Annotated in this window: 26 protein-coding genes; 11 read left to right on the top strand and 15 right to left on the bottom strand. The window is 58.6% G+C overall.

Annotation, left to right across the window (positions count from 1 at the left end; genetic code table 11):
• Positions 1-78: 78 nt before the first annotated feature.
• The 3 genes from JFU37_RS05075 (at position 79) to JFU37_RS05065 (ending at position 1,765) form a co-directional block, all read left to right on the top strand.
• Positions 79-315 (top strand): glutaredoxin family protein, encoded by a 237-nt coding sequence (locus JFU37_RS05075; RefSeq protein ID WP_201113582.1) that lies wholly within the window; start codon positions 79-81, stop codon positions 313-315.
• 167 nt (positions 316-482) lie between these two features.
• Complete coding sequence (locus JFU37_RS05070; protein WP_201116412.1) at positions 483-803, top strand: transcriptional regulator; 321 nt, start codon at positions 483-485, stop codon at positions 801-803.
• Between the two features lie 71 nt (positions 804-874).
• The gene (locus JFU37_RS05065) at positions 875-1,765 is read left to right on the top strand and encodes a pseudouridine synthase (protein ID WP_201113581.1); all 891 of its coding nucleotides are present in this window, start codon (positions 875-877) and stop codon (positions 1,763-1,765) included.
• 70 nt (positions 1,766-1,835) lie between these two features.
• On the opposite strand, the gene JFU37_RS05060 is transcribed toward JFU37_RS05065, so the two are convergent.
• Entirely contained in the window at positions 1,836-2,057 is a 222-nt protein-coding gene (locus JFU37_RS05060) for a YgdI/YgdR family lipoprotein (protein WP_201113580.1), read from the bottom strand.
• A 76-nt stretch (positions 2,058-2,133) separates the two neighbouring features.
• Entirely contained in the window at positions 2,134-2,736 is a 603-nt protein-coding gene (mobA, locus tag JFU37_RS05055) for a molybdenum cofactor guanylyltransferase MobA (RefSeq protein ID WP_201113579.1), read from the bottom strand.
• Between the two features lie 81 nt (positions 2,737-2,817).
• Between mobA and moaB the strand changes: the two genes are divergently transcribed.
• Both moaB and JFU37_RS05045 read left to right on the top strand, forming a co-directional pair.
• On the top strand, positions 2,818-3,357 hold the full coding sequence (gene moaB, locus JFU37_RS05050) for a molybdenum cofactor biosynthesis protein B (RefSeq protein WP_201113578.1): 540 nt from the start codon (positions 2,818-2,820) through the stop codon (positions 3,355-3,357).
• On the top strand, positions 3,341-4,567 hold the full coding sequence (locus JFU37_RS05045) for a molybdopterin-binding protein (protein WP_201113577.1): 1,227 nt from the start codon (positions 3,341-3,343) through the stop codon (positions 4,565-4,567). Before moaB ends, JFU37_RS05045 begins: the two co-directional genes overlap by 17 nt.
• 49 nt (positions 4,568-4,616) lie before the next feature.
• Here the strand turns inward: JFU37_RS05045 and JFU37_RS05040 are convergent, their stop codons facing one another.
• Entirely contained in the window at positions 4,617-4,925 is a 309-nt protein-coding gene (locus tag JFU37_RS05040) for a hypothetical protein (protein ID WP_201113576.1), read from the bottom strand.
• A 227-nt stretch (positions 4,926-5,152) separates the two neighbouring features.
• Between JFU37_RS05040 and yegS the strand changes: the two genes are divergently transcribed.
• Complete coding sequence (gene yegS, locus JFU37_RS05035; protein ID WP_201113575.1) at positions 5,153-6,070, top strand: lipid kinase YegS; 918 nt, start codon at positions 5,153-5,155, stop codon at positions 6,068-6,070.
• On the opposite strand, the gene JFU37_RS05030 is transcribed toward yegS, so the two are convergent.
• The 3 genes from JFU37_RS05030 to JFU37_RS05020 form a co-directional block, all read right to left on the bottom strand.
• Positions 6,054-6,713: a response regulator gene (locus JFU37_RS05030; protein WP_201113568.1), complete on the bottom strand. Its 660-nt coding sequence runs from the start codon at positions 6,711-6,713 to the stop codon at positions 6,054-6,056. The genes yegS and JFU37_RS05030 overlap by 17 nt on opposite strands.
• Positions 6,710-7,603: a sensor histidine kinase gene (locus JFU37_RS05025; RefSeq protein ID WP_201116409.1), complete on the bottom strand. Its 894-nt coding sequence runs from the start codon at positions 7,601-7,603 to the stop codon at positions 6,710-6,712. Before JFU37_RS05025 ends, JFU37_RS05030 begins: the two co-directional genes overlap by 4 nt.
• Positions 7,604-8,099: 496 nt before the next feature.
• Positions 8,100-8,570 (bottom strand): hypothetical protein, encoded by a 471-nt coding sequence (locus JFU37_RS05020; RefSeq protein ID WP_201113566.1) that lies wholly within the window; start codon positions 8,568-8,570, stop codon positions 8,100-8,102.
• A 462-nt stretch (positions 8,571-9,032) separates the two neighbouring features.
• Here JFU37_RS05020 and JFU37_RS05015 point away from each other — a divergent pair, with 462 nt between their 5' ends.
• Positions 9,033-9,968, top strand: a complete 936-nt coding sequence (locus tag JFU37_RS05015; RefSeq protein WP_201113564.1) for a chemotaxis protein CheV — start codon at positions 9,033-9,035, stop codon at positions 9,966-9,968.
• 204 nt (positions 9,969-10,172) lie between these two features.
• Positions 10,173-10,979, top strand: a complete 807-nt coding sequence (locus tag JFU37_RS05010; RefSeq protein WP_201113562.1) for an MOSC domain-containing protein — start codon at positions 10,173-10,175, stop codon at positions 10,977-10,979.
• Positions 10,980-11,050: 71 nt separating this feature from the next.
• Here the strand turns inward: JFU37_RS05010 and ppnP are convergent, their stop codons facing one another.
• The 8 genes from ppnP to JFU37_RS04970 form a co-directional block, all read right to left on the bottom strand.
• Entirely contained in the window at positions 11,051-11,335 is a 285-nt protein-coding gene (gene ppnP, locus JFU37_RS05005; RefSeq protein ID WP_007940055.1) for a pyrimidine/purine nucleoside phosphorylase, read from the bottom strand.
• Between the two features lie 69 nt (positions 11,336-11,404).
• Entirely contained in the window at positions 11,405-11,947 is a 543-nt protein-coding gene (locus JFU37_RS05000) for an exonuclease domain-containing protein (protein ID WP_201113560.1), read from the bottom strand.
• 71 nt (positions 11,948-12,018) lie between these two features.
• Positions 12,019-13,980, bottom strand: a complete 1,962-nt coding sequence (locus JFU37_RS04995; protein WP_201113558.1) for an acetyl/propionyl/methylcrotonyl-CoA carboxylase subunit alpha — start codon at positions 13,978-13,980, stop codon at positions 12,019-12,021.
• A 109-nt stretch (positions 13,981-14,089) separates the two neighbouring features.
• The gene (locus JFU37_RS04990) at positions 14,090-14,887 is read right to left on the bottom strand and encodes an enoyl-CoA hydratase/isomerase family protein (RefSeq protein ID WP_201113556.1); all 798 of its coding nucleotides are present in this window, start codon (positions 14,885-14,887) and stop codon (positions 14,090-14,092) included.
• Positions 14,884-16,041, bottom strand: coding sequence for a citronellyl-CoA dehydrogenase (atuD, locus tag JFU37_RS04985; RefSeq protein WP_201113554.1), 1,158 nt, complete (start codon positions 16,039-16,041; stop codon positions 14,884-14,886). Before atuD ends, JFU37_RS04990 begins: the two co-directional genes overlap by 4 nt.
• Before the next feature lie 40 nt (positions 16,042-16,081).
• Positions 16,082-17,698 (bottom strand): geranyl-CoA carboxylase subunit beta, encoded by a 1,617-nt coding sequence (gene atuC, locus JFU37_RS04980; protein ID WP_201113552.1) that lies wholly within the window; start codon positions 17,696-17,698, stop codon positions 16,082-16,084.
• A 3-nt stretch (positions 17,699-17,701) separates the two neighbouring features.
• Positions 17,702-18,571, bottom strand: a complete 870-nt coding sequence (locus JFU37_RS04975) for an SDR family oxidoreductase (protein ID WP_201113543.1) — start codon at positions 18,569-18,571, stop codon at positions 17,702-17,704.
• 12 nt (positions 18,572-18,583) lie between these two features.
• On the bottom strand, positions 18,584-20,374 hold the full coding sequence (locus JFU37_RS04970) for an acyclic terpene utilization AtuA family protein (RefSeq protein WP_201116407.1): 1,791 nt from the start codon (positions 20,372-20,374) through the stop codon (positions 18,584-18,586).
• A 287-nt stretch (positions 20,375-20,661) separates the two neighbouring features.
• Here JFU37_RS04970 and JFU37_RS04965 point away from each other — a divergent pair, with 287 nt between their 5' ends.
• Positions 20,662-21,285 (top strand): TetR family transcriptional regulator, encoded by a 624-nt coding sequence (locus tag JFU37_RS04965; protein WP_201113541.1) that lies wholly within the window; start codon positions 20,662-20,664, stop codon positions 21,283-21,285.
• Between the two features lie 95 nt (positions 21,286-21,380).
• Positions 21,381-22,175, top strand: coding sequence for a substrate-binding periplasmic protein (locus JFU37_RS04960; RefSeq protein ID WP_201113539.1), 795 nt, complete (start codon positions 21,381-21,383; stop codon positions 22,173-22,175).
• 59 nt (positions 22,176-22,234) lie between these two features.
• On the opposite strand, the gene JFU37_RS04955 is transcribed toward JFU37_RS04960, so the two are convergent.
• Positions 22,235-22,402, bottom strand: a complete 168-nt coding sequence (locus tag JFU37_RS04955) for a DUF2897 family protein (RefSeq protein ID WP_201113537.1) — start codon at positions 22,400-22,402, stop codon at positions 22,235-22,237.
• Positions 22,403-22,856: 454 nt separating this feature from the next.
• On the opposite strand from JFU37_RS04955, the gene kdpF reads away from it, so the two are divergent.
• On the top strand, positions 22,857-22,946 hold the full coding sequence (kdpF, locus tag JFU37_RS04950; RefSeq protein WP_007899818.1) for a K(+)-transporting ATPase subunit F: 90 nt from the start codon (positions 22,857-22,859) through the stop codon (positions 22,944-22,946).
• Positions 22,947-22,953 lie beyond the last annotated feature (7 nt).

The following is a 22,953-nucleotide window of genomic DNA, read 5'->3' as shown; positions in this document are numbered from 1 at the left end:
TCAGGCACAGGGGCATTGGCTCGACGGTTTTTAATCGCGAGCCTAGAATGAACCTCTCCTTTGCCTGGTCTGGTGGTCATGCCTCCTGAATGTCAGCTTTTCGGCACCCTTGGTTGCCATCTCTGTGAACTCGCCGAAGAAGAACTGATGCCCCTGGTTGAGCACGGTTTATTGGTGGAGGTGGTCGATATCGCGGAAAACGAAGGTTGGGTCGAAGACTACGGTCTGCGTATTCCCGTACTTCGGCGCCTTGATACCGGTGCCGAACTCGATTGGCCGTTCGATGCCGAGCAGGTCGTGGCGTTCTTGCGCTGATCCGACACCACTGGCGACGCTCCCACCCGTCGCAGTCCTTGATTCATCCATTGGCGGAAAAAAGGTTATTCGGTTACTGTATGGGCATACAGCTATTTCCGGTTGCCTGCCATGCTTTGTCTTTTTCGGGTTGGGGCAGGCGATCCCAGAAGTCAGAGGGACGAACCTTGGTCAATGTCGAACAATTGAAGAACAGCGTGAACCGTATGTCGGCGGACGTGGTCCGCGAGGCTGTCGTCGAATTGCGTCTGGATGGCCTGGTGACGGAAGGAAAAACTCCGTTCAACAAACTGCATTTCAATACCTGTTTTGCTGAAATCGAAGCCTTGTTTCAGCGCGCAGGCTATCACCGACAGCTGGATGTCGTGGGCTATCAAGGGTTGTTGTATGCGCTTTATGATCCGGGGCGCTGGGAGGCTGTTGACGTGTTGCGCTGGCTCAAGGAGTTTACCGACGCGGCAGCGCAGACGCAGTCGATACCGGCTTGAAGATTCTCTTCTAGGTTCGTTCCGGCCGCTGTTGGATAATGCCGCCCTGTATTGAGGGTTAGAGTTTTCGTATGTCCAGTTCATCTTTTTCTGCTGCACACAACCAGGCCAGCACGCTCTACTTGCCGCCTGGCCAGTGGCAGACCGTGCTCGATTGCCTATGCGAACACTTCAGCGCAATCGGCCGTGAACAATGGCTGGACAGAATTGCACGGGGTCGCGTTCTCGACGGTCAAGGCACTCCAATCGCCCGCGACCTGCCTTACAAGGAAGGCCTGCGGATTCACTATTTTCGGGAAGTGCCAGACGAAAAGTCGATTCCGGTCGTCGAGTCGATTCTGTACGCGGACGAGCATTTAGTCGTGGCGGACAAGCCGCATTTTCTACCCGTCACTCCAGCGGGTGAATACGTAGAACAGACCCTGTTACGGCGGTTGATCCGTCGGCTGGATAATCCGCATCTGGTGCCTTTGCATCGCATTGACCGCCATACGGCAGGACTGGTGCTGTTCTCCGCCAACCCTCAGAGTCGTTCGGCTTATCAGTCGTTATTTCCTACACGGCGGATTGAAAAACGCTACGAGGCAATAGCCCCAGCGTTGCCTGAGCTGACCTTTCCATTGGTCCACAAGAGTCGGCTCGTCGATGGCGAACCTTTCTTTCGAATGCAGGAAGGCCCGGGCGTCAGCAATACCGAAACGGCTGTCGAGGTCAGGGAAAAGAATGGAGATCTCTGGCGCTATGCGCTTTACCCGGTGACGGGCAAGAAACATCAGTTGCGGGTGCACATGACCGCTCTGGGCGCGAGCATCTGCAATGACCCGTTCTATCCGCAGGTGCTCAAGAATGTTGACGATGACTATGCCAATCCCTTGAAGCTGCTTGCTCAGGGGCTACGGTTTGTGGATCCGGTCACTGGCCAGGAAAGAGCATTCGAAAGCGGCATTACCCTGCAGTGGTGATGGCCGTTTTTCCGCCATGAAAAAGCCCGCAAAAAGCGGGTTTTTCTATATCCGGTTGTCGCCGCAAAGATTACAACTCTTTAACGGTACGTACCTGATCCTTGTTGATGCGGGTTTGTTTGCCATCCAGTTGTTCGAATTCGTAGAAACCCGACTCCTTGTCGTACTTAGGCGCATCGACAGCCTGGATTTCTCGACCGTCATTCAAAGTGATCACGGAAGGTGATGCGCAACCGGCAAGTGTCGCGAGGCCCAGTGCGAGCATGAAAGTGGCGAGGGTCCGTTGAGTCATGAGCGTGTCTCCGAATATGAGTTCTTTTGGTTGCTGAGCTTGAGACGTGTACCGCACGCTCAAGTTCCTTCTCGCTTCAGTCTGACACAGTGTAGTGGGTGCTGAGCAATTCCGGTGTATTGAGATTGGCCAGGCGAGGATCGTTGTCGGGACATTGCAAAGCAGTAGCACCCAGCTTGCGCATGAGGCGCCCCGGGCTGCGTTCACCGTCGTTCCATGCGCTTTCGAAAGCCCCGCAAAGTGCCACGGGAATAATGCACAGCAGGGGTTCCCAATGTTCGCCATGGCGCAGCATCAACGGTTTGTCCGGATGCTGGCTGGCGGTTTCGCGCATGCCATGAAGCAGAGCGGCATCAATGCGTGGGACGTCACACGGTAAAACCATCAAGTGTGAATGGCGAGCAGCCTTCAAGCCCGCACGAATGCCCGCCAAGGGACCCGGGAAGTCACCTTCGTCGTCGTGCACCAACTGATCGGCATAAGGCGCGTACTTTTCCAGGTTTCTATTGCAGGAGATGATCAGGTCGTCGCTCAGCGACCGGGTTTTGCGATGCAGGTGTGCAATCAGTGGTTCGCCGTGCCATTCCAGCAACCCTTTGTCCTGACCGCCCATGCGTTGGCCTCGGCCACCTGCCAGGAGCAGAATGGAACAGGGCGGTAAATGCGTCTTCAAGTTCATGGCAGGTCTCCATGGGGGCGGCGAAAAAATGGGGCGCTGTGATATAACACCGGGCTGTTTCTCCTACAACTGGACGAGCCTATGAAAGCCAAGGCTGATGTACCTTTCGCCCCGCTGAACATTGCGGTGTTGACTGTCAGCGATACCCGCACCCTGGAAACCGACACGTCAGGCCAGGTCTTCGTCGACCGCTTGAGCGCAGCCGGTCACAACCTGGCGGCCCGGATATTGCTCAAAGATGACCTCTACAAAATTCGCGCGCAAGTTGCAAACTGGATTGCCGACGATGTCGTGCAGGTGGTACTGATTACAGGAGGCACCGGATTCACCGGGCGCGACAGCACACCTGAAGCGGTGAGCTGCCTGCTGGACAAGCAGGTCGATGGTTTTGGTGAGCTGTTCCGGCAAATATCAGTGGCGGATATCGGCACTTCTACTGTCCAGTCCCGCGCCTTGGCCGGTTTGGCCAATGGCACTCTGGTGTGTTGCTTGCCGGGATCGACCAATGCAGTGCGCACCGGTTGGGATGGCATCCTTGCCGAGCAGCTGGACTCGCGGCACCGACCGTGCAACTTCGTTCCTCATCTGAAACAGGCAGCGCCTTGTGAATCCCGTGGGTAAGCCAGGCAAGACTGGCAGCCTGATGCCAGTCGAGGAGGCACTTGCACGCCTGCTCGAAATGGCCGAAGCGTCGCCGATTCGTGAACGTGAACGCTTGCCATTGGCCCAGGTTGAGGGCCGCGTGTTGGCCGATGACCTGGTCTCGACGCTTGATCTGCCGCCATGGTCGAACAGTGCCATGGACGGTTACGCGTTGCGCATGGCCGACTGGACGGGAGAACCGTTGGTGGTCAGTCAGAAGATTTTTGCTGGCCAGGCCCCCGAGCCTCTGAAGCCAGGCACCTGTGCCCGAATCTTTACGGGGGCACCTGTTCCCGCGGGTGCCGATTGTGTCGAGATGCAAGAAAACGCCGAGGTCCAGGCGGATGACCGCGTTCGTTTCACTGAAACCATGGTCTCTGGACAAAACATCCGTCCACAAGGCCAGGAAACGACTGTCGGTGAACTGATCCTTCCGGCCGGCACGCGCCTGGGGCCGATTGAACAGGGCCTGGCTGCATCGCTTGGGTGCGCGGAGCTGGAGGTGATTCGCAAGGTTCGCGTTGCGGTTCTGTCCACCGGAGACGAGTTAATTGAACCCGGTCAGGCGCTAGGGCCGGGACAGATCTACAACAGTAATCGCGTGCTGCTCTGCAGCTGGTTGCAGCGCTTGGGCTGTGAAGTCATCGACGCCGGTATTCTTCCGGACAATCTGGAGACCACGCGTGCTCGTCTTGGCGAATTGAAGGGTGTCGATCTGATCCTCTCGACGGGTGGCGTATCGGTAGGCGAGGCCGACTTCCTGGGCATTGCCTTGCGGGAAGAGGGCGAGCTGACGTTGTGGAAACTCGCCATCAAACCCGGAAAACCGCTGACGTTCGGGCACTTTCGCGGTGTACCCGTGATTGGTTTGCCCGGCAACCCGGCGTCGACTCTGGTGACCTTCGCGCTATTGGCGAGGGCCTATCTATTGCGCCGTCAGGGCGTAAAAGCGGTTGAGCCCTTGAAGTTTCAGGTGAAGGCAGGATTTGCCTGGCCGAAACCTGGCAATCGACGCGAGTATTTACGTGGGCGCCTGGAGAATGGACGGGCAATCATCTACAAGAATCAGAGTTCTGGTGTGTTGCGCAGCGCCGCCTGGGCCGATGGCCTGGTGGAGGTGCTGGAGGATAGAACGCTGATCGAAGGTGACGCGGTAAGCTTCATACCACTGAGCGAAGTGCTTGGTTGATCACGCCAACCCGGTTGATTGAACCGGGTTTTGCGTATATGGCTAACGCCTAATGAGCCAGGAGTGTCACGACCTGGTCGAAACGGCTATTGGCGATCCACGCCAGAAGCCCGAGGACCACGGCTGTTCCACCCGCTGAATAGGCGAGCCGGTGCTTGATGGATTTGACGTCACCACGGAGCTCTTCCATGTCTCGTCGGATGTATTTGAGGTGTGTCTCCAGTTCAACGACGCGAGGTTCCATATCAATTTCTCCATTGGGGTTTGAGCTGCTTTTGAATTCGGCTTGATGCTTGGTGCGCTTTTCTGCGAGCGGTGCCACCGGAATGACCGGCGACCTGACGGTATGGCTTTGCATTTCACGTCCCTGTGTATTTCCTGCTAATGACTGATAACCACAAACACCAAGGTGTACCAATCACAGGGGGGAGGTCAATTGAGCCGATTCCTCACGTCTTGTAAGAAAAGTCCTGTCTTGTAGGGCTGCAGACTGATCGAGTTGAAATAAATCGATTTTTTGCGACTTTTAGGGTGTGCGTCGAGGTCAACATCTCCCATACGGAATTCATTCAGGGAGTAACCACCATGAGCGAACGCAAGGCGATGTTGATTCTGCATGGCAAGCAATCGCCCAACGAAGAAGTCCGTGCAGCCGTCGAGAGGAAGCGCGAACAGGGTTGGGAACTGGCCGTTCGACTGACCTGGGAGGCCGGCGATGCGCAGCGGCTGGTGAACGAAGCATTGACGGCAGGCTATACGCAGATCATTGCTGGCGGCGGCGATGGCACCTTGCGTGATATCGCCGAGGCCATGGCTGGGCATTCGGCGCAGGCCAGCCTGGTGCTCTTGCCCCTGGGGACCGCCAACGATTTTGCGCGCGCCGCCGGCGTGCCTTTCGAACCTGCGCAAGCATTGGAACTTCTCGACGTTACGCCGAGCGCCATTGACTTGGGCGAGGTCGGCGGACAAGTGTTCCTGAATATGGCCACGGGCGGTTTTGGCAGCCAGGTCACGGCAAACACCTCGGAGGATTTGAAAAAAATCCTCGGGGGCGCCGCTTATCTGTTCACCGGTTTATCGCGGTTCAGTGAGTTGCACGCCGCCTATGGCGAGCTGCATGGTCCGGATTTTCAGTGGAGCGGCGAGTTGCTGGCGTTGGGCATCGGCAATGGCCGACAAGCGGGTGGTGGTCATATGTTGTGCCCGCAGGCTCTGGCTGACGATGGCCTGCTGGATATCAGTATTCTGCCTGCACCGCAGGAAGTGGTCGGTACCTTGAGAAGCCTGCTGACCGATGGCTTCGGCATCGACAACATGTTTGTGCGCGCGCGCTTGCCATGGGTCGAGATCAAGGTCTCGGAAGGCCTTTATATCAACCTCGATGGCGAACCTCTGGAGGGCGACAGCTTACGTTTCTCGGCACGTCCTGCGGCACTGCGGGTGCATTTGCCTGAAAATTCGCCGTTGCTGAGCGCGTCCGGAGCGGTTAATCGTCCAGGCTGATAATCTGCTCACGCACGGCGAACAGCACCAGGCCGGCCACGTCGTAGATCTGCAAGCGTTTCATGACCTGCGAGCGATGGGTCTCGACAGTTTTGACGCTCAGGCCCAGGCCGTTAGCGATCTCCCGGGTGGATTTTCCGCGGACAATCAGCCGCAGGATTTCCAGCTGACGGGCCGTCAGATTGTGCGAGACGGTTGGGGTCGCCTGGTTTTTCTGGGTTCGGGTCAGCGCCTGATTGATGACGGTGTGGGCGATAGCCGGGCTCAGGTAGCGTTCGTTGTGGCGCAAGGCATCCAGGGCGTGTTCGAGCTCGGTGGCCGTGGTGTCCTTGAGCAGGTAGCCATGAGCGCCGGATTCCAGTGCCTGCATGATGAGTGAAGGATCGGTGTGCATTGACAGGATCAGCACCTTGCTCTGCGGACGTACCCGCTTCAATCGCTGCAATGCTTCAAGGCCGCTGGTTTCCTTCATGGAAATATCCAGCAGTACGATGTCTGGAGACAATTGCTCGACCATTTCAAGCAGCTGCGAGCCGTCGTTGGCCTCACCGATTACCGCGTAACCGGGAATATCCAGCACCAGAGCGCGCACGCCAGCCCTGATAAGCGAGTGGTCATCCACCAGAAGTAAGTTACAAGTCAATGCATAACCTTATTGGTACTGGCCCGTTCAAGCGCACGGGGCGCCCATGGGAAAAGAGCGTCGATTTGAGTGCCTTTGCCGGGCTCGCTGGTAACGCTCAGGGTGCCACCCAGTTGATCGATTCGTTCCGACATCCCGGCCATTCCGCGTTGCCCCTCACGAGCAGGATCGCGCGCTGGCGCAAAACCCAGACCGTCGTCGCTGATCAACAGCGCCAGGCCTTGAGGCAGACGTTGCAGACGGACCAGCAGGTTTTTCGCTTCGGCATGGCGCAGGATATTGGTCACCGCTTCCTGGGTGATTCGAAAGGCGGCCACTGCCATTTCTTCTGGAACACCGGTCAATCGTTGATGGCATTCCAGACTCCAGTGCACTGGCGTATTGGCCAGTGTCTTGAGTAAATGCGCACGCAGACTGGCTTCCAACCCAAGACTGGTCAGCTGCCTGGGATTGAGAATGGCTGATACATCACGCACTTTGGCCAGGGTTTCTTCCAGGGTGTCGCAGAGCACCGAACACTGCGCTTGAAGTTCTTCAGGCATACGGCGTTTGAGCCAGTCACTTTGAAGTTTTGCCGCGGTCAGCAACTGGCCAATGTCGTCATGCAACTCTCTGCTGAGGCGGTGACGTTCATTTTCCTGAACCTCCAGCAGTCGGTTGGCCAGCTCTTGGGGCTGAAATTTTATCGATTTTCGTGACAGGCGATGCTGCGCCCAGACACACGTCAGTGCCGCAACATTTAGCACCAGCAGGCTCAACGGCAGACGAATGGACAGGCTATAAATCAGCAGGCTTCCCAGCGCCGAGCAGGTGCATAGCAGCAGCGTAAACCGGCACGCGTTTTCTCGGGAGGGTGGCCATTGGGTGATTGACTTGAGGCTGGCGTACATAGCAGATGGAGCCAATGGATGTTCGCTGCGGGCAGACCGGTCATGCTGGCTGACGGGTCTCTGTCTTGTTGTTTGAGGCATTGAATTCAGCGGGGCAGACTTCAGTGCGCGAACCCGAGGGTTGAACGTTCCGACTGCACTCCGTGGAATCACTTCGCCATTATTTGACGTCAACTAATGGTCGGCATAATACCACTTAAGCTACCGTTGGTCGCGTTTGGTATAACGTGCACGGTCGAGAAATATGGCGCACTGGACGACGCTTCCACAATGGAAAAAGTTATCGTGGGAAGAGTTCGGTATTTCCAGGGATTTAGCTTTTTGTTACCAGGCAAAACCCTAGTGACGAAAGAAATCCAGCGGTCGACAGGATTGGTTAATTATTCAGAATTGTCGTTATCAGGTATGAGTTATTCAATTGCGACAGGAGTGTGCATAAGTTGCAGCAACGTCATCGCAATAAAAATTCCGCGCACGGCTTAGTTGTCGGTCGAACTTACGCTTGCCTGCCCGAATAGGAAACCAGCGTGAACGGTTTGGAATTAACCGGAGGCTGAAAATGACTGTGCCCGACCTGAAAGGCGAAGGCTTCGATCAAAGAGGTCTGTTCACTGTCATCGAGGCTGAGCTGGCCTGTGGTCTGATCAATGAGCTCAAGTTGCCAGGCGATCAGCGTCAAACAGTCTTTGAGCGCGTCCAGGGCTTGATCGTGAAGGTCCATATGGTTCTGGGCATGGCTCAGCAAGCCATGAATGTGCAAGGAAAACTCCGAAACAGCCGCCAGCGCCAGGGCATCAGCCTTGCTGGCCAATTTTAGGAGGGTGCTCAGCAGGCAGTCGATGGCGTCTTTATCATTGCTGATCAGTTGCAAATGACTCAGGCATTCCTCGGTTTTGGCCAGGAGTGTTTCAGCCTCGACGAGAAACTCTGGGAGCCGTTGAGCCCACTCATTACGGTCGTTCGGCATGCTTATCTCCACAACGTCGTGTCAAATGAGGGAATGCCGTGTGTGTCGACGAGGACGAGAAATGTCCCGGCGTGGCCGTTTCGCCGTGAGATCGCGCGTCGGTCGGCCTGGGTGCAGGCTGAGGAACACGAGAGGGTGGATGGCCACTTACCTGCGATCGCACACAAAAGCCTGACTCCGTTCATGCAATGAGAATGGCGTCACATTAATGGCTATTGGATATTGCGAATATCAGGTTGTACCTGATTGTTACTAGGGGAATCCCTTACACAGGGGAACCAAACGATCGAACCGAGGTCGCGTCGCTGGAAGTGATGCAGATGAAATCACAGGGCCAGTAAAGCATGATGCTAATGTGACATCAATGCTTGAGCGTGGCATTTTGTACGGGGGTCAAGGTCCAGCAAACACAGCCGATAACCTTATTTAATGAATTCACCAGAACAAGACCAGGAGTCATAGATGGCCGGCATTCTCGACGCGGTAGACCAACGCACGCAGCTAGTGGGTGAGAATCGCCTGGAAATTCTCATGTTCCGGTTGGCCGGACGGCAGTTGTTCGCAATTAACGTCTTTAAAGTGCAGGAAGTCCTGCAACTGCCAAAGTTGACCCTGATGCCCCAGCGTCACCCGTTTGTTTGCGGCGTGGTCAACCTGCGTGGCCAGACCCTGCCGGTGATCGACTTGTCCCAGGCCATCGGCATGCGTCCGTTGGTGCCAAGTCCTACCAGTACGATCATCGTCACCGAGTACAACCGCTCGGTGCAGGCGTTCCTGGTCGGTGGCGTCGATCGCATCGTCAACATGAACTGGGAAGCCATTCTGCCGCCGCCGACCAGCGCCGGTCGCCAGCATTACCTGACCGCCATCAGCAAGGTCGACGACCAGTTGGTGGAAATCATCGACGTCGAAAAAGTCCTGGCCGAAATTGTGCCGTATAACGCCAAGGTCTCTCGCGAAAAACTCGAAGACCCGGTACTGGAGCGCGCCCGTGGCCGTGAAGTGTTGCTGGTGGATGACTCAAACGTAGCCCTGTCGCAATTGCGCGATACGCTGGGTCAATTGGGCGTGAAGATGCACATTGCCAGCGATGGCTTAAAGGCACTGAACATGCTCAAGGCGTGGGCCGATAGCGGCGTTTCCATGACCGAGAAACTGCTGATGGTCTTCACCGACGCTGAAATGCCGGAAATGGATGGTTATCGCCTGACCACCGAAATCCGTAACGACCCGCGCCTGCGTGGCCTTTATGTGGTGTTGCACACGTCATTGTCCGGCAGCTTCAACGACTCGATGGTCAAGAAGGTCGGCTGCGACAACTTCCTCTCGAAATTCCAGCCGGACAAACTCGTCGACGTAGTGCGCCAGCGTCTGATGCTCGACGAAGTGCCTGCCTGATAACGATGTAAAGGCTGCACACGGTCTACCTGTGGGAGCGAGCTTGCTCGCGATGGCGGTTTAACATTCAACATTTATATCAACTGTTCCACCGCTTTCGCGAGCAAGCTCGCTCCCACAGGGTATGCAGTGTCCAATTCTCAGCCTTTGATTCAATGATCAAGCTCGTATAGGGTGGCATTTTTACCCACCAGGGAGCTGGCCATGCTGCGTCTGAGCGCGCTTTATCGTTATCCGTTGAAATCCGGCAAGGGCGAGACCTTGCAGCAGGTTGGCCTGGACAAACTGGGCCTCGACGGTGACCGACGCTGGATGCTGGTGGACGAGGCCAGCGGGCGTTTTCTGACCCAGCGTGCGGTGGCGCAGATGAGCCAGTTGTCGGCACTGTGGAATGCCAGTGGCGGCTTGACCCTCACAGCTGCGGGCCATTCACCCATTGATGTCGCTTTGCCTGGCCGCGAAGCTGAACTGCGTGGCGTGACCATCTGGCACGACACCTTGCGAGTGCCCGATGCTGGCGACGAAGTGGCGGCCTGGGTCAGTGAGTTCATCGGTAAACCGACGCGCTTGGTGCACGTGCCGCTGGACCGCGCGCGGATGACACAGGCCGGTTATGGCAAGGACGACGATCAGGTGGCATTCGCCGATGGTTTCCCGCTGCTGCTGATCGGACAGGCGTCCCTGGAAGATTTGTCGCAGAAGGTTGGCCGCTCGTTGGAAATGTTGCGCTTCCGGCCGAATCTGGTGATCGAGGGCAGCCAAGCCTTTGCAGAAGATGGCTGGAAGCGTATCCGCATCGGCGATATCGAGTTCCGTGTGGTCAAGCCGTGTTCGCGCTGCATTTTGACCACCATCGACCCGCAGACCGGTTTACGCAGCGAAGATCGAGAACCGCTGGCGACCTTGCAGAAGTACCGTGCCGAGGAGGATGGCGCGATGTTTGGCCAGAACCTGGTCAACGACGGTAATGGCCGACTCGAAGTCGGGATGCCGGTGACAATCCTCGAATAAAAGCCCTCACATGAAAAATGCCCGTGTCGTTGGACACGGGCATTTTTTTGTCGCTGTGAAAACCCAGGGTTTTAGCCGCGGTATTCGCACAGGTAAGCGGTGTCGACGGCCACTTTCAGCTGGAACTTGCTGTTGGCAGGTACGTTGAACTGGCTGCCGGCGGCGAAGGTTTCCCAGTCGCTGCTGTCTGGCAGTTTGACGGTCAGGGCGCCGCTCACCACGTGCATGATTTCACGCTGGCTGGTACCGAATTCGTATTCGCCCGGGGCCATGACGCCGATGGTTGCCGGACCTTCAGCGGTGCCAAAGGCGATCGACTTGACGGTACCGTCGAAGTACTCGTTGACTTTAAACATGGGCGATTCCTCGAAAAGGGCTTAAAAGGGCCGGCCAGTATGCACAAGGCCCTCGGTGCCGTCACCACTCTAGACGGGGAGAATCAACGGTAATAACCGAGCGGTATTGCGTGCGTCTTCCAGTGCCCGGTGTTGCTGGCCAGTGAATTGCAGGCCCGCCAGTTGCAGGGCACCGTTGAGCCCCAGCGGGCGCTCAAGGCGACGGGCCTTGGCAAAACGCTGTTTGAGGTTCATATGCGGCACCCGGCTCAGGGCGCTATCAAGTTGCAGGCGTTGCCATTCCTGAAGCAGTTGCTTGCGGTCGTAATCGCCCCAGCTGGCCCAGCCTTCCAGATGCGAGTGATGGTGCTCGAGCCAGCGTTCGAACGCGGGCCAGACCTCGCTCAGAGATTGTGCAGCATCGATATTGGCCTGGGTGATGCGCGTCAGCTCCCGACAAAACGGTGTCAGCAGCGGCCGACGCAGTGGCCGGACGAAACGCTGGAAATGATCCAGTTCTCGACCCTTGCGGTCCACCAGGGTGGCGCCGATTTCGATGATTTCCATTTCCGTTACTGGCCAGCCACCCTCATCGGTGGTGGCTTCCAGATCAATGACCAGCCAATGAGGCATCGCAGGTTTCCTGGTATCCGCGTCCTGATAGGGCTTGAGCGTAGCCAAACCCGACGGATCCGCCTAGCGGCTTATTCGACCTCCAGCAAAATCTGACGGTTTTTCACCTGATCGCCGACCCGGACCTGCAAGCGTTTGAGCACGCCGTCGATGCCAGCCTTGAGCGGGTGTTCCATTTTCATGGCTTCCAGTACCACCAGCAGTTGGCCTTTACTGACCGCGCAGCCCTCCCTGACCAGCACGTCGACGATCGCCCCGTCCATCGGAGCCTTGAGGGTGCCGGAGCTGACACCGGCCTGGCTGCTGACCACGGCTTGCGTGCGATCCACCAGCCGCAGGCTGCCAGGGCGGGTGAACAGCCAGAGTTGCCCGGCTTCCAGGCGATAGGCATGGCATCGGCGGATGCCGTCGATCGTCAGGGTTGCCCGGCGTCCATTGCACTCAATGACCTGCATTTGCAGCGTGCGCGCGCCGACATGTATCCGATACGGTTCGCCCGGCACCGCGTTCAGCTCCACTGGCCAATCCTGATCGTCCAGGCCGATGCGATAGTTCAACGGCACGCTGGCATTGTTACGCCAACCCGCCAGAGGCGCGCGGTGAACCTGCGCGCAGTCGTGATAGAACAGTGCCGCGGCGATGGCCAGTTCTTCGGCGCCCGGCACGACCGGGTGCAGGCAGGGATGGTCAGCGAAACAGGTCGGGATGAATCCGGTACTGAACTCGCCGCTGATGAATTGTGGATGCTCCAGTAAACCGGCAAGCAAGCGCTGATTGCTCTGAATACCCAGCAATACGCTGTCCTGCACCGCCCGTAGCAGCTTGCGTCGGGCTTCTTCGCGGGTAGCACCATGGGCGATGAGCTTGCCCAGCATCGGGTCATAAAACGGGCTGACCTGTTGGCCTTCGATCAGGCCATGGTCGATCCGCACGCCGGCCTGCAACGCTGGCTCCCATGCACTGATTCGTCCGGTCTGAGGCAGAAAACCCTGGGCCGGGTCTTCGGCGTACAGGCGAACTTCCATCGCATGCCCGTTCAGTTGCACCTGCTCCTGTCGCAGCGGCAACGGCAGTCCTTCAGCGACGAGTAGCTGCCAGGCCACCAGATCGAGGCCGGTGATCAGTTCGGTCACCGGGTGTTCCACCTGCAGCCGGGTGTTCATCTCCAGAAAATAAAACTGCCCGCGCGCATCCAGCAGAAACTCCACGGTGCCAGCGCCGACGTAATTGACCGCCCGACCCGCCTTGAGCGCCGCTTCACCCATCGCCTGACGCAATTCGACGGTCATGATCGGGCAGGGCGCTTCTTCGATGACTTTTTGGTGACGACGCTGGATCGAGCAATCGCGCTCGCCAAGATAGATCAGGTTGCCCTGTTGGTCGCCGAACACCTGCACCTCGACATGCCGCGGATCGATCAGCGCCTGTTCGAGGATCAGTTCGGCGCTGCCAAACCCGTGCAGCGCTTCAGAGCGAGCGGTGCGCAGCTGTTCCAGAAAATCGCTCGCGTCGTGCACCAGCCGCATGCCGCGCCCGCCACCGCCGGCACAGGCCTTGATCATCAGCGGATAGCCGATGCGTTCGGCTTCGCCGCTCAGGGTCGCGTCGTCCTGCTCGGGACCTTGATAACCGTTGATGCACGGCACGCCCGCTTTGATCATGGCGAGTTTCGACAGGCGTTTGCTGCCCATCAGTTTGATCGCTTCGGCGCTGGGGCCGATGAAGGTGATGCCGGCACGTTCGCAGGCGAGGGCGAATTCAGCGTTTTCCGAGAGGAAGCCGTAGCCGGGATGAATCGCGTCGGCCCCTGTGCGCCGGGCGGCGTCGATGATGGCCGGGATGTTCAGGTACGACTGTTGCACCGGGGCCGGGCCGATGTTGACGGCTTCGTCGGCCATTTGCACGTGCAGGGCGTCGGTGTCGGCGTCGCTGAAGATTGCGACGGTGCGGTAGCCCAAGGCTTGAGCCGTGCGCTGAATGCGGCAGGCGATTTCACCGCGGTTGGCGATCAGGATTTTTTTGAGGGCGGGCATGGGTACTTCTCTTTTAAACTGCGGTGATTGTCGGGGCCTCTTCGCGAGCAAGCCCGCTCCCACATTTGAAATGCGTTCGAATGTGGGAGCGGGCTTGCTCGCGAAGCTTTTAGAGCGCCCACCCCGGTTTACGCTTTTGCACGAAGGCCTGGGTTCCCTCAATGCCTTCAGCCCCGGTCACCGCCTCGCTGAACCATTCGGCCGCTTCATCCAATAACCCTCCCGAAGGCTGTCCGGCACTCGCCAGCAAAAGTTTTTTAGTCACCGCATTCGCTCCCGGTGCGCAGCACAGTACGTGGGCCAGGATTTCATCGAGACGCTCGGCCAAGGCTTGCGCGTCATGCTCGACAAAATGCACCAGCCCCATACGCCGCGCCTGGGTGCCGTCGAACCGCGCCGCGGTCAGGGCCAATCGCCGAGCCTGGGTCAGACCGATGCGCTGAACGACGAACGGCGCGATCTGCGCGGGCAGCAAACCGAGGCTGGTTTCCGGCAAACCGAATTGCGCCTGATGATCAGCCAATGCGACATCGCTGACGCAGGCCAGACCCAGACCACCGCCGAGCACCGCGCCTTGCAGCACCGTGATCACCACTTGCGGTGCGTGTTGCACCTCTTGCAGCAGCGCGCCGAATGCTCGATTCAAATCGCGATACGCCAACGGACCTTGAGCATGGGCGTTGGCCATGTCCTTGATGTCGCCACCGGCGCAAAAATGCCCGCCGGCACCGCCAATCACCAGTGCACGAATCTCGCGGTCGTCGCGCACGGCCAGCAACACCGCACGCAGTTCGGCGACCATCAGCAGGCTCATGGCATTGCGGCTTTCCGGGCGATTGAGTGTGATGTGCAGTACGCCGTTATGCAGTTCGAGCAGCAAGGTCTGGCAAACGGGCAAGGTATTCATTTGTTTTTCCCCGGCAGGATGCCCATGAGTTTGCAGATAATCCCCAGCATGATTTCGTCTGCACCGCCACCGATCGACACCAGCCGCACATCGCGATAGGCCCGGGCCACCGGGTTGTCCCACATGAAACCCATGCCGCCCCAATATTGCAGGCAACTGTCGCTGACTTCGCGACCCAGCCGCCCGGCCTTGAGTTTGGCCATGGAGGCCAGGCGCGTGACGTCCTGGCCTTTGATGTATTGCTCGGTGGCCTGATAGACCAATGCACGCAGGCATTCAATTTCGGTTTGCAGTTCGGCCAGGCGGAAATGGATGACCTGGTTGTCGATCAGCGCATTGCCGAAGGTTTTGCGCTCCTTGCAGTACTCGATGGTGCTGTCGACACAATATTCCAGGCCTTTGATCATGTTCGCCGCGCCGAACAGACGTTCTTCCTGAAACTGCAGCATCTGCATCATGAAACCCGCGCCTTCATGGCCGATGCGGTTGCGTTGCGGAACGCGCACGTTGTCGAAAAACACCTGGGCGGTTTCCGAACTGCGCATGCCGAGCTTGTCGAGGTGCGAACTGAGGCTGATCCCGGGTGTGTTCATCGGCACCATGATCAGCGACTTGTTGATGTGCGGTTTGTCGTCCGAGGTATTGGCCAACAGACACATGAAATCGGCATTCGGCGAGTTGGTGATCCACATCTTGCTGCCGTTGATCACGTAGTCGTCGCCGTCCTTGCGGGCAGTGGTTTTCAACCCGGCCACGTCGGAACCGGCACCGACTTCGGAGACGCCGATGCAGCCGACCTGTTCGCCGGTGATCGCCGGGCGCAGAAACTCGTCGCGTAATTCATCGGAGCCGAAACGGGCCAGCGCCGGGGTGCACATATCGGTTTGCACGCCGATGGACATCGGAATGCCGCCGCAATGAATGGTGCCGAACTCTTCAGCGGCGACGATGGAATAGCTGTAGTCGAGGCCCATGCCACCGAATCTTTCCGGTTTGGAGATCCCCAGCAGGCCAAGCTCGCCGGCCTTGCGGAAGACCTCGTGGATCGGAAAACGCCCGGCTTTTTCCCATTCATCGACGTGCGGATTGATCTCGTGATCGACGAATTGGCGGACGGTGCGACGCAGTGCTTCGTGTTCCTGGGTGAAGATCATTTTTATTATTCCCCTCTGATCCCTATGGTTCCCGCGCTTGTTAAAAACGCGCGACACCAAAACTGTTGGCTTGCAGCGGCCGCACTTCGGCCTCGTGGCAGATATCCAGCAAGTAGCCAAGCAAGGTCCGGGTATCCCGAGGATCGATCAACCCGTCGTCCCACAGATTGGCGCTGCCGTAGAGCGCAGTGGACTGGCTGTCGAGTTTCTGTGCGGTGACCTGTTCCAGCATGTCGAGCATTTTCGGGTCGGGTACCTGCCCGTCCTTGGCCTGTTTCGCCTCGGTGACGATTCGCAAAACCTTGCCCGCCTGGGCGCCGCCCATCACCGCCGTGCGGCTGTTGGGCCAGGCGAAGATGAAACGCGGGTCGAGGCCGCGGCCGCACATCGCGTAGTTGCCGGCGCCATAGGAGCCGCCGACGACGATGGTCAGTTTGGGCACGCGGGCGTTGGCCACCGCTTGAATCATCTTGGCGCCATGCTTGATCACGCCTTGCTGTTCCGACTCGGTGCCGACCATGAAACCGGTGGTGTTGTGGAAAAACAGCAGCGGCGTCTGACTCTGGTCGCAGAGCTGAATGAACTGCGCCGCTTTGCTCGCCCCCTTGGGCGTAATCGGTCCGTTGTTGCCGATAAATCCACAGACGCGGCCCTGAATCTGCAGATGGCCACAAAGGGTTTGCTGATCGAACTCGCCTTTGAATTCGAGAAAGTTCGAGGCGTCGGCAATCCGCGCGATGATCTCGCGCACGTCGTAGGGTTTTTTTGCATCGTCGGGAATCAGCCCGAGCAACTCGTCGATGGGGTAGAGCGGTTCTTCCCAGCATCGCTCGCGCAACCTGGGCAATTGATCGTTCCAGGGCAGCAGGCCGACAATCTCACGGACCTGGCGCACACCATCGGCGTCGTTCTCGGCCAGGTATTCAGCCGTGCCGGCGGTTTGCGCATGCATCTCGGCCCCCCCCAGTTCTTCGTCAGTGGCGACTTCGCCAGTCGCCGCTTTCAGCAGAGGCGGGCCGGCCAGGAACAGCTTGGCCTTGCCACGCACCACCACCACATAATCCGACAGTCCGGGTTGATAAGCACCGCCCGCCGTGGCGGAACCATGGACCACCGTGATCTGCGGTAATCCCATGGCCGACATCCGTGCCTGATTGGCAAAGCTGCGTGCGCCTTCGACAAAAATCTCCGCGGCGTAATTGAGGTTGGCGCCACCGCTTTCAGCGAGGGTGATCACCGGTAGTTTGTTTTCCATGGCGATCTGTTGCAGGCGCAACGATTTTTTCAGGCCGCTGGGGGAAATGGTCCCGCCCTTGATGGCGCTGTTATTCGCCACCACCAGCACCCGTACGCCGGACACGTAACCGATACCGGCGATCAAACCGCCACCGGCCGCGCTGCCGTCCTTGTCGTCATGCAGTTTGTAACCGGCCAGGCTCGCCAGTTCGAGGAACGGCGCACCCGGGTCGAGCAATAGATTTAGCCGTTCTCGGGGCAATAGCTGCCCGCGCTTGTCGAACTTGGGTTTGGACTCAAAAGCCTTGTTCAGCAGGTTTTGTTCAAGCTCGCGGACCTGCTCGATCCCCACCAGCATCGCCGCGCGATTGCGGGCGAACTGTTCGCTGAAAGGGTCCACTTGCGACTGGATGACCGGCATGGGCTATTCCTTGTCCTTGAGCACATCCGGAAGGTAAGCGCGGTGAAAGCCGTTATAGGACGCGCTGTTCTGCGCCTTGTGGATCGGCCAGGCGCGCCCGCCGAGGCTGGCGGCACCGTCGATGCGCAAAGTGCTGCCGCTGACAAATGCCGCGGCCGGACTGAGCAGGAAAACGATCGCCGCGCTGACCTCCGATTCGGTGCCGATGCGTTTGAGCGGCACGTGTTCGCGCAAGGTCGGAATCACCGCTCTGAACGCGCCTTCGTAGGTGTCCATGCCGCTGGACGCGATCCAGCCCGGCGCCACTGCGTTGACCCGCACCCCGGCGTAGCCCCATTCAAACGCAGCCGTTTTGGTCAGGTTATCCATGCCCGAGCGCGCCGCGCCCGAGTGCCCCATCCCGGGCATGCCGCCCCACATGTCGGCGAGCATGTTGACGATCGCACCGCCGTGCTGGCTCATGGATTGGTTGAACACTTCCCGGGCCATCAGGAAACCGCCCACCAGGTTGGTGCGCATCACGGTTTCGAAACCCTTCTGATTGATCGAGGCCAATGGGGAGGGGAACTGTCCGCCGGCATTGTTGACCAGCCCGTGGATCGGTCCGTGCTTGCGGATCAGTTCGCTGACCAGATGCTTGACGGCTTCTTCATCGCGAATATCACAGGTCTTCCAGTCAGCCTTGCCACCGTCCTCGGCAATCTCGGCGGCGACGGTTTTCAGTTTGTCGGCATTACGTCCCACCAGCAGCACATGGGCACCGAGGGCCGCCAGCTCATGGGCGGTGCAACGGCCGATGCCGCTTCCGCCACCGGTGACGATGATGTTTTGGCCAGCAAACAAATCGGCTTTGAAAATCGAATCGTAGGCCACGGCGGCAGTCCTCTAGTTGATCTGGTCGGCGATGCGCTGAGGCACCGGAATCTGGATTTCCAGCAGTTGTTGGGCGAAGGCTTTGCCTTGTGGATCGATCCGCAGGCTGGCCATGCCACCGCCACCGAGGGCGTTTTCCAGCAGAAAATTCAGGCTGTGGGTTGCCGGTAAATACCAGCGTTCGACACGTCCGTGGACCGGGTCAAGGACATGACTCATCCAGTCGACGATCACCTCCGGCCTCAGTGCTTCGGCGATCCACGGCAAGTACTCGGGATCGCGGGCCATGACGCCGATGTTGCTGTGATTACCTTTGTCGCCGGACCGTGCCACCGCGAGTTTTATCAGGGCCACGCTGGCGTCGGCCAGACCGGTGGGCTTGGGTGGCTCGAACGGCACCGGCAAGTCGGCGGTGTCGAGCACATCGAGGGCAGGCAAGGCGCACGGATGACGCTGGCCCATGAGATCAATTTCCAGCGTGCAGGCCGTTTTGTCGATCAGGAACGAGAACAGTCGGATCAGCGGATACACCGTTGGCCGTCCGCCGACAATGCCGGTCAGCCCCGGTGCCATGCCGGTGGCGGCCTGGGCGATTTCCCGGGAGAACACCATCAGAGCCGGTTTGCCCGGATGGCGCACGGCGAGTTTGATCACCACTTCACGGCTGTCCTGGCGCTGGCCGTGGGGACCGTAGGTGGCCTCGCTGCCCAGCAACTCGATGCTCACCTCGCTATAGGGCGCCCAGCCGCGCTGGCTGAAGATCTCCGAGGTCTTGTTGATGATTGCTTCGCTGACGCGCCTGGCCTTGTCGACCGCATCGATCCCGGCGATCAGGCAACTGGCGGTGCAGCGGAAACCGTCGGGCCAGGTCGCGCTGACCTTGTACTGATCAGTCGGCGGCAAACCTTTTGCGCCGTGCACCTGAACCGCGTTTTTGCCTTGTTGCTGGAGTTTGACTTGAGTGAAATCGCAGACCACGTCGGGCAGCAGATAGGCCTGTGGATTACCGATTTCATAGAGCATCTGCTCACCCACCGTCAGTGGCGTGACCAGCCCGCCGGAGCCTTCAGGTTTACTGACGATGAATTGGCTGTCGGCGCTGACTTCGACGATGGGGAATCCGATGTGTTCGTAGTCGGGCACGTCGCGCCAATCGGTGAAGTTGCCGCCCGTGCATTGGGCACCGCATTCGATGATGTGGCCGGCGAGTGCGGCTTGGGCGAGTTTGTCGTAGTCACGCCACGACCAACCGAACTCATGCACCAGCGCGGCGCTGACCACGGCGCTGTCGACCACGCGCCCGGTAATCACAATGTCCGCCCCCAGACGCAGGGCTTCGACGATGCCAGGCGCGCCGAGGTAGGCGTTGGTCGAGACGCACATCGGTGGAAGTGGCGCGCCAGTGAACATTTCTTGAATGCCGCTGCTGCCCAACTGTTTGAGCTGCGGTTGCAGGTCATCACCCAGCAGCACCGCGATTTTCAGTGGCACCCCGGCCTTGTCGCAGGCCGCTTGCAGGGCGGCGGCGCAGGCTTTCGGGTTGACTCCGCCGGCATTGCTGATCACCCGGATTTTTTGTTCGGCGAGTTGCCCCAACAACGGGCTGAGGGTTTCGATGAAGTCACTGGCGTAGCCGGCCTGGGGATCTTTGATCCGCGCGCCGGCCATGATCGACATCGTGATTTCGGCCAGATAGTCGAACACCAGATAGTCCAGACGCCCGCCTTCCACCAGTTGCGCGGCGGCGGTTGAGGTGTCGCCCCAGAACGCGCTGGCGCACCCGATGCGGATTGTTTCAGGCACAGTCAACTGCATAGCCACCTCCGACAGAAGTGTTTCGAGACTACCAAGCAAGCGCTTGGTTTGTAAACGGCTGAAGTATCTTCTTCCCGAGCGCTTGCTTGGTTGCTCCGGCCAGCTTAAATTGCCCGCGCTACCCCGCGAAACTGTAGGAGCGAGCTTGCTCGCGAAGGACGAGAGGATGTCGCGTTCATTCAGGTTGCACGCGTCATCGTTAACGTCCATCGCGAGCAAGCTCGCTCCTACATAATAAGCGGCGCATTTGATTGATCGACTGTAGGAGAGAACGGGTGGACGAGCAAAAAGCCCTGAAGGTCATGCGCGAACTGGTCGACAACGGCCAATTGACCGACCCGGACAGCGCCCGTGGCAAACTGCTGCAAGTGGCGGCTCACCTGTTTCGCAACAAAGGTTTTGAGCGCACCACCGTGCGCGATCTTGCCGGCGCCGTCGGCATTCAGTCGGGCAGCATTTTTCATCACTTCAAAAGCAAGGACGAGATCTTGCGGGCGGTGATGGAGGAGACCATTCGCTACAACACAGCATTGATGCGCGCGGCCCTGGCCGAGTCAACCAACGTGCGCGAGCGGGTATTGGCGCTGATTCGCTGTGAGTTGCAGTCGATCATGGGCGGCAGCGGCGAGGCCATGGCGGTGTTGGTCTATGAGTGGCGCTCGCTGTCCGAAGACGGGCAGGCGCAGGTATTGGCGTTGCGCGACATTTATGAGGACATCTGGTTGCAGGTGTTGGGCGAGGCCAAGAACGCCGGTTTTATCCGCGGCGATGTGTTCATCACCCGCCGTTTTCTGACCGGTGCATTGTCCTGGACCACCACTTGGTTTCGCGCCGGTGGCAGCATGAGCCTCGATCAATTGGCCGATGAGGCCTTGATTCTGGTGCTGGAAGAGCGGTAATAAGGTTGTGTAGGCCCGCGGGATACTGGCTAACTGGGCGCAACCGCCTGGTTTGAATGCATTGATGCGTATTTTTCGGGGAGTAGGTCGTGTTGATGTCTTCGCCAATTCGGACGGCTTCGCCGCTTTTACTGGCCGCGCTCGCGGCGTTGTGGGTATTGCCCTCCCAGGCCGCACAACTGGTGCGGATCGGTGCCGCCCATTTCCCGCCTTACACCGTGCGCCCGGAATCCGGTGTCGACACGGGGTTGCTGCCGCAGCTGGTCGAGGCACTCAATGCCTCGCAAACTACGTATAAGTTCGTGTTGGTACCCACTTCGATTCCCCGGCGCTTCGGTGACTTCAAGGAGGGGCGGGTGGACATGGCGATTTTCGAAAACCCGGACTGGGGCTGGAAGGACATCCCCCACACTAACGTCGACATGGGCCTGGAAGACGCCGAAATTTTTGTCGCGCAACGCCTGCCCGATCGCCAGCAGAGCTATTTTAACGACCTCGCTGGCAAGCGCCTGGCGCTGTTCAGTGGCTATCACTACGAATTCGCCAACTTCAACGCCGATCAAAAGTTCCTCGCGCAAAATTACAACGCCACGTTGACGTACTCCCATGACAGTAACCTGCTGATGGTGCTGCGCGGGCGTGCAGACATTGCCCTGGTAACGCGCTCTTATCTGAGCGATTACTTCTTGCGCAACGAAAAAGTCGCCGATCAGTTACTGGTGTCCGAGCGCATCGATCAGGTCTATCACCACTACGCGATCCTCCGCCCGACTGCACCGATCAGTGGCGAGGCATTCGGTCAGTTGCTGCAAGGGTTGCGCGACAAGGGTCAGATGCTGAAGATTTTCGAGCCGTACAAAATCACCGTAGTGCCCATCCCGGATAGCTGAGCGTGCGTGGAGTTGCAAATCGTCCGAAAGCTGTTCGAGCCTTCGGACGATTTTTTGAGTCAGCGGTCCTGCGCTTCCTTGGCGTCCATTTCCGCATTGCGTTCGGCGACGCGTTTACGTTGCTCATCGGTCAGATCGACCTTGGTGGCGGTGTCACGCAACATCATCAAACCGCCAACGATCGAGCCGATTGCAACGACCAGAATCAACCAGGCATACCAGGGCATAGGGCTCTCCTTGAAGGCAGGCGACTGGCGAGGGTTTCACCAATCGATGGTGCATACCACTTTGAGCGATGGGATTTCGCAGTGGTTCCATTCTATGCCTGATATGACCGCGCTACCTGCGCTGTTTTCAACCCGGTCTACATCGCGTCGGCCGGTGTATCCGCGTGCAACTGCACCGTCAGCATGAAGATGCATTTTTTATGCATTCAGTTGGGGCTTTGGTGCCTGTTATGCCGCTATCGCGAGCAGGCTCACTCCCACATAAGTATGCGTTCCCCTGTGGGAGCGAGCCTGCTCGCGATAGCGGTCGCCCGAACACCGCTGTAACCCCCGCGTAAACCCACTCTTTACGCTTTCTTTATGCCCAGCCAACGCCCTCGGTCTCGTTCCTTTACAGCCTTCCTCCCGACAATGACTCCACACGCGGCAATACGCCGTAACACGGAGAACTTCCATGAGCGTTCTGGACGGGGTGTCACTGCTGCTGGCAGTGGGGCTGTTCATTTATCTGTTGGTTGCGCTGTTGCGCGCGGACCGGAACTAGGAGCGGC

Origin of the sequence: Pseudomonas sp. TH41, from assembly GCF_016650695.1 — a bacterium.
Classification (GTDB): domain Bacteria; phylum Pseudomonadota; class Gammaproteobacteria; order Pseudomonadales; family Pseudomonadaceae; genus Aquipseudomonas.
Note: the sequence above shows the minus strand (reverse complement) of the source record. Positions and strands in the feature narration are given on the sequence as shown.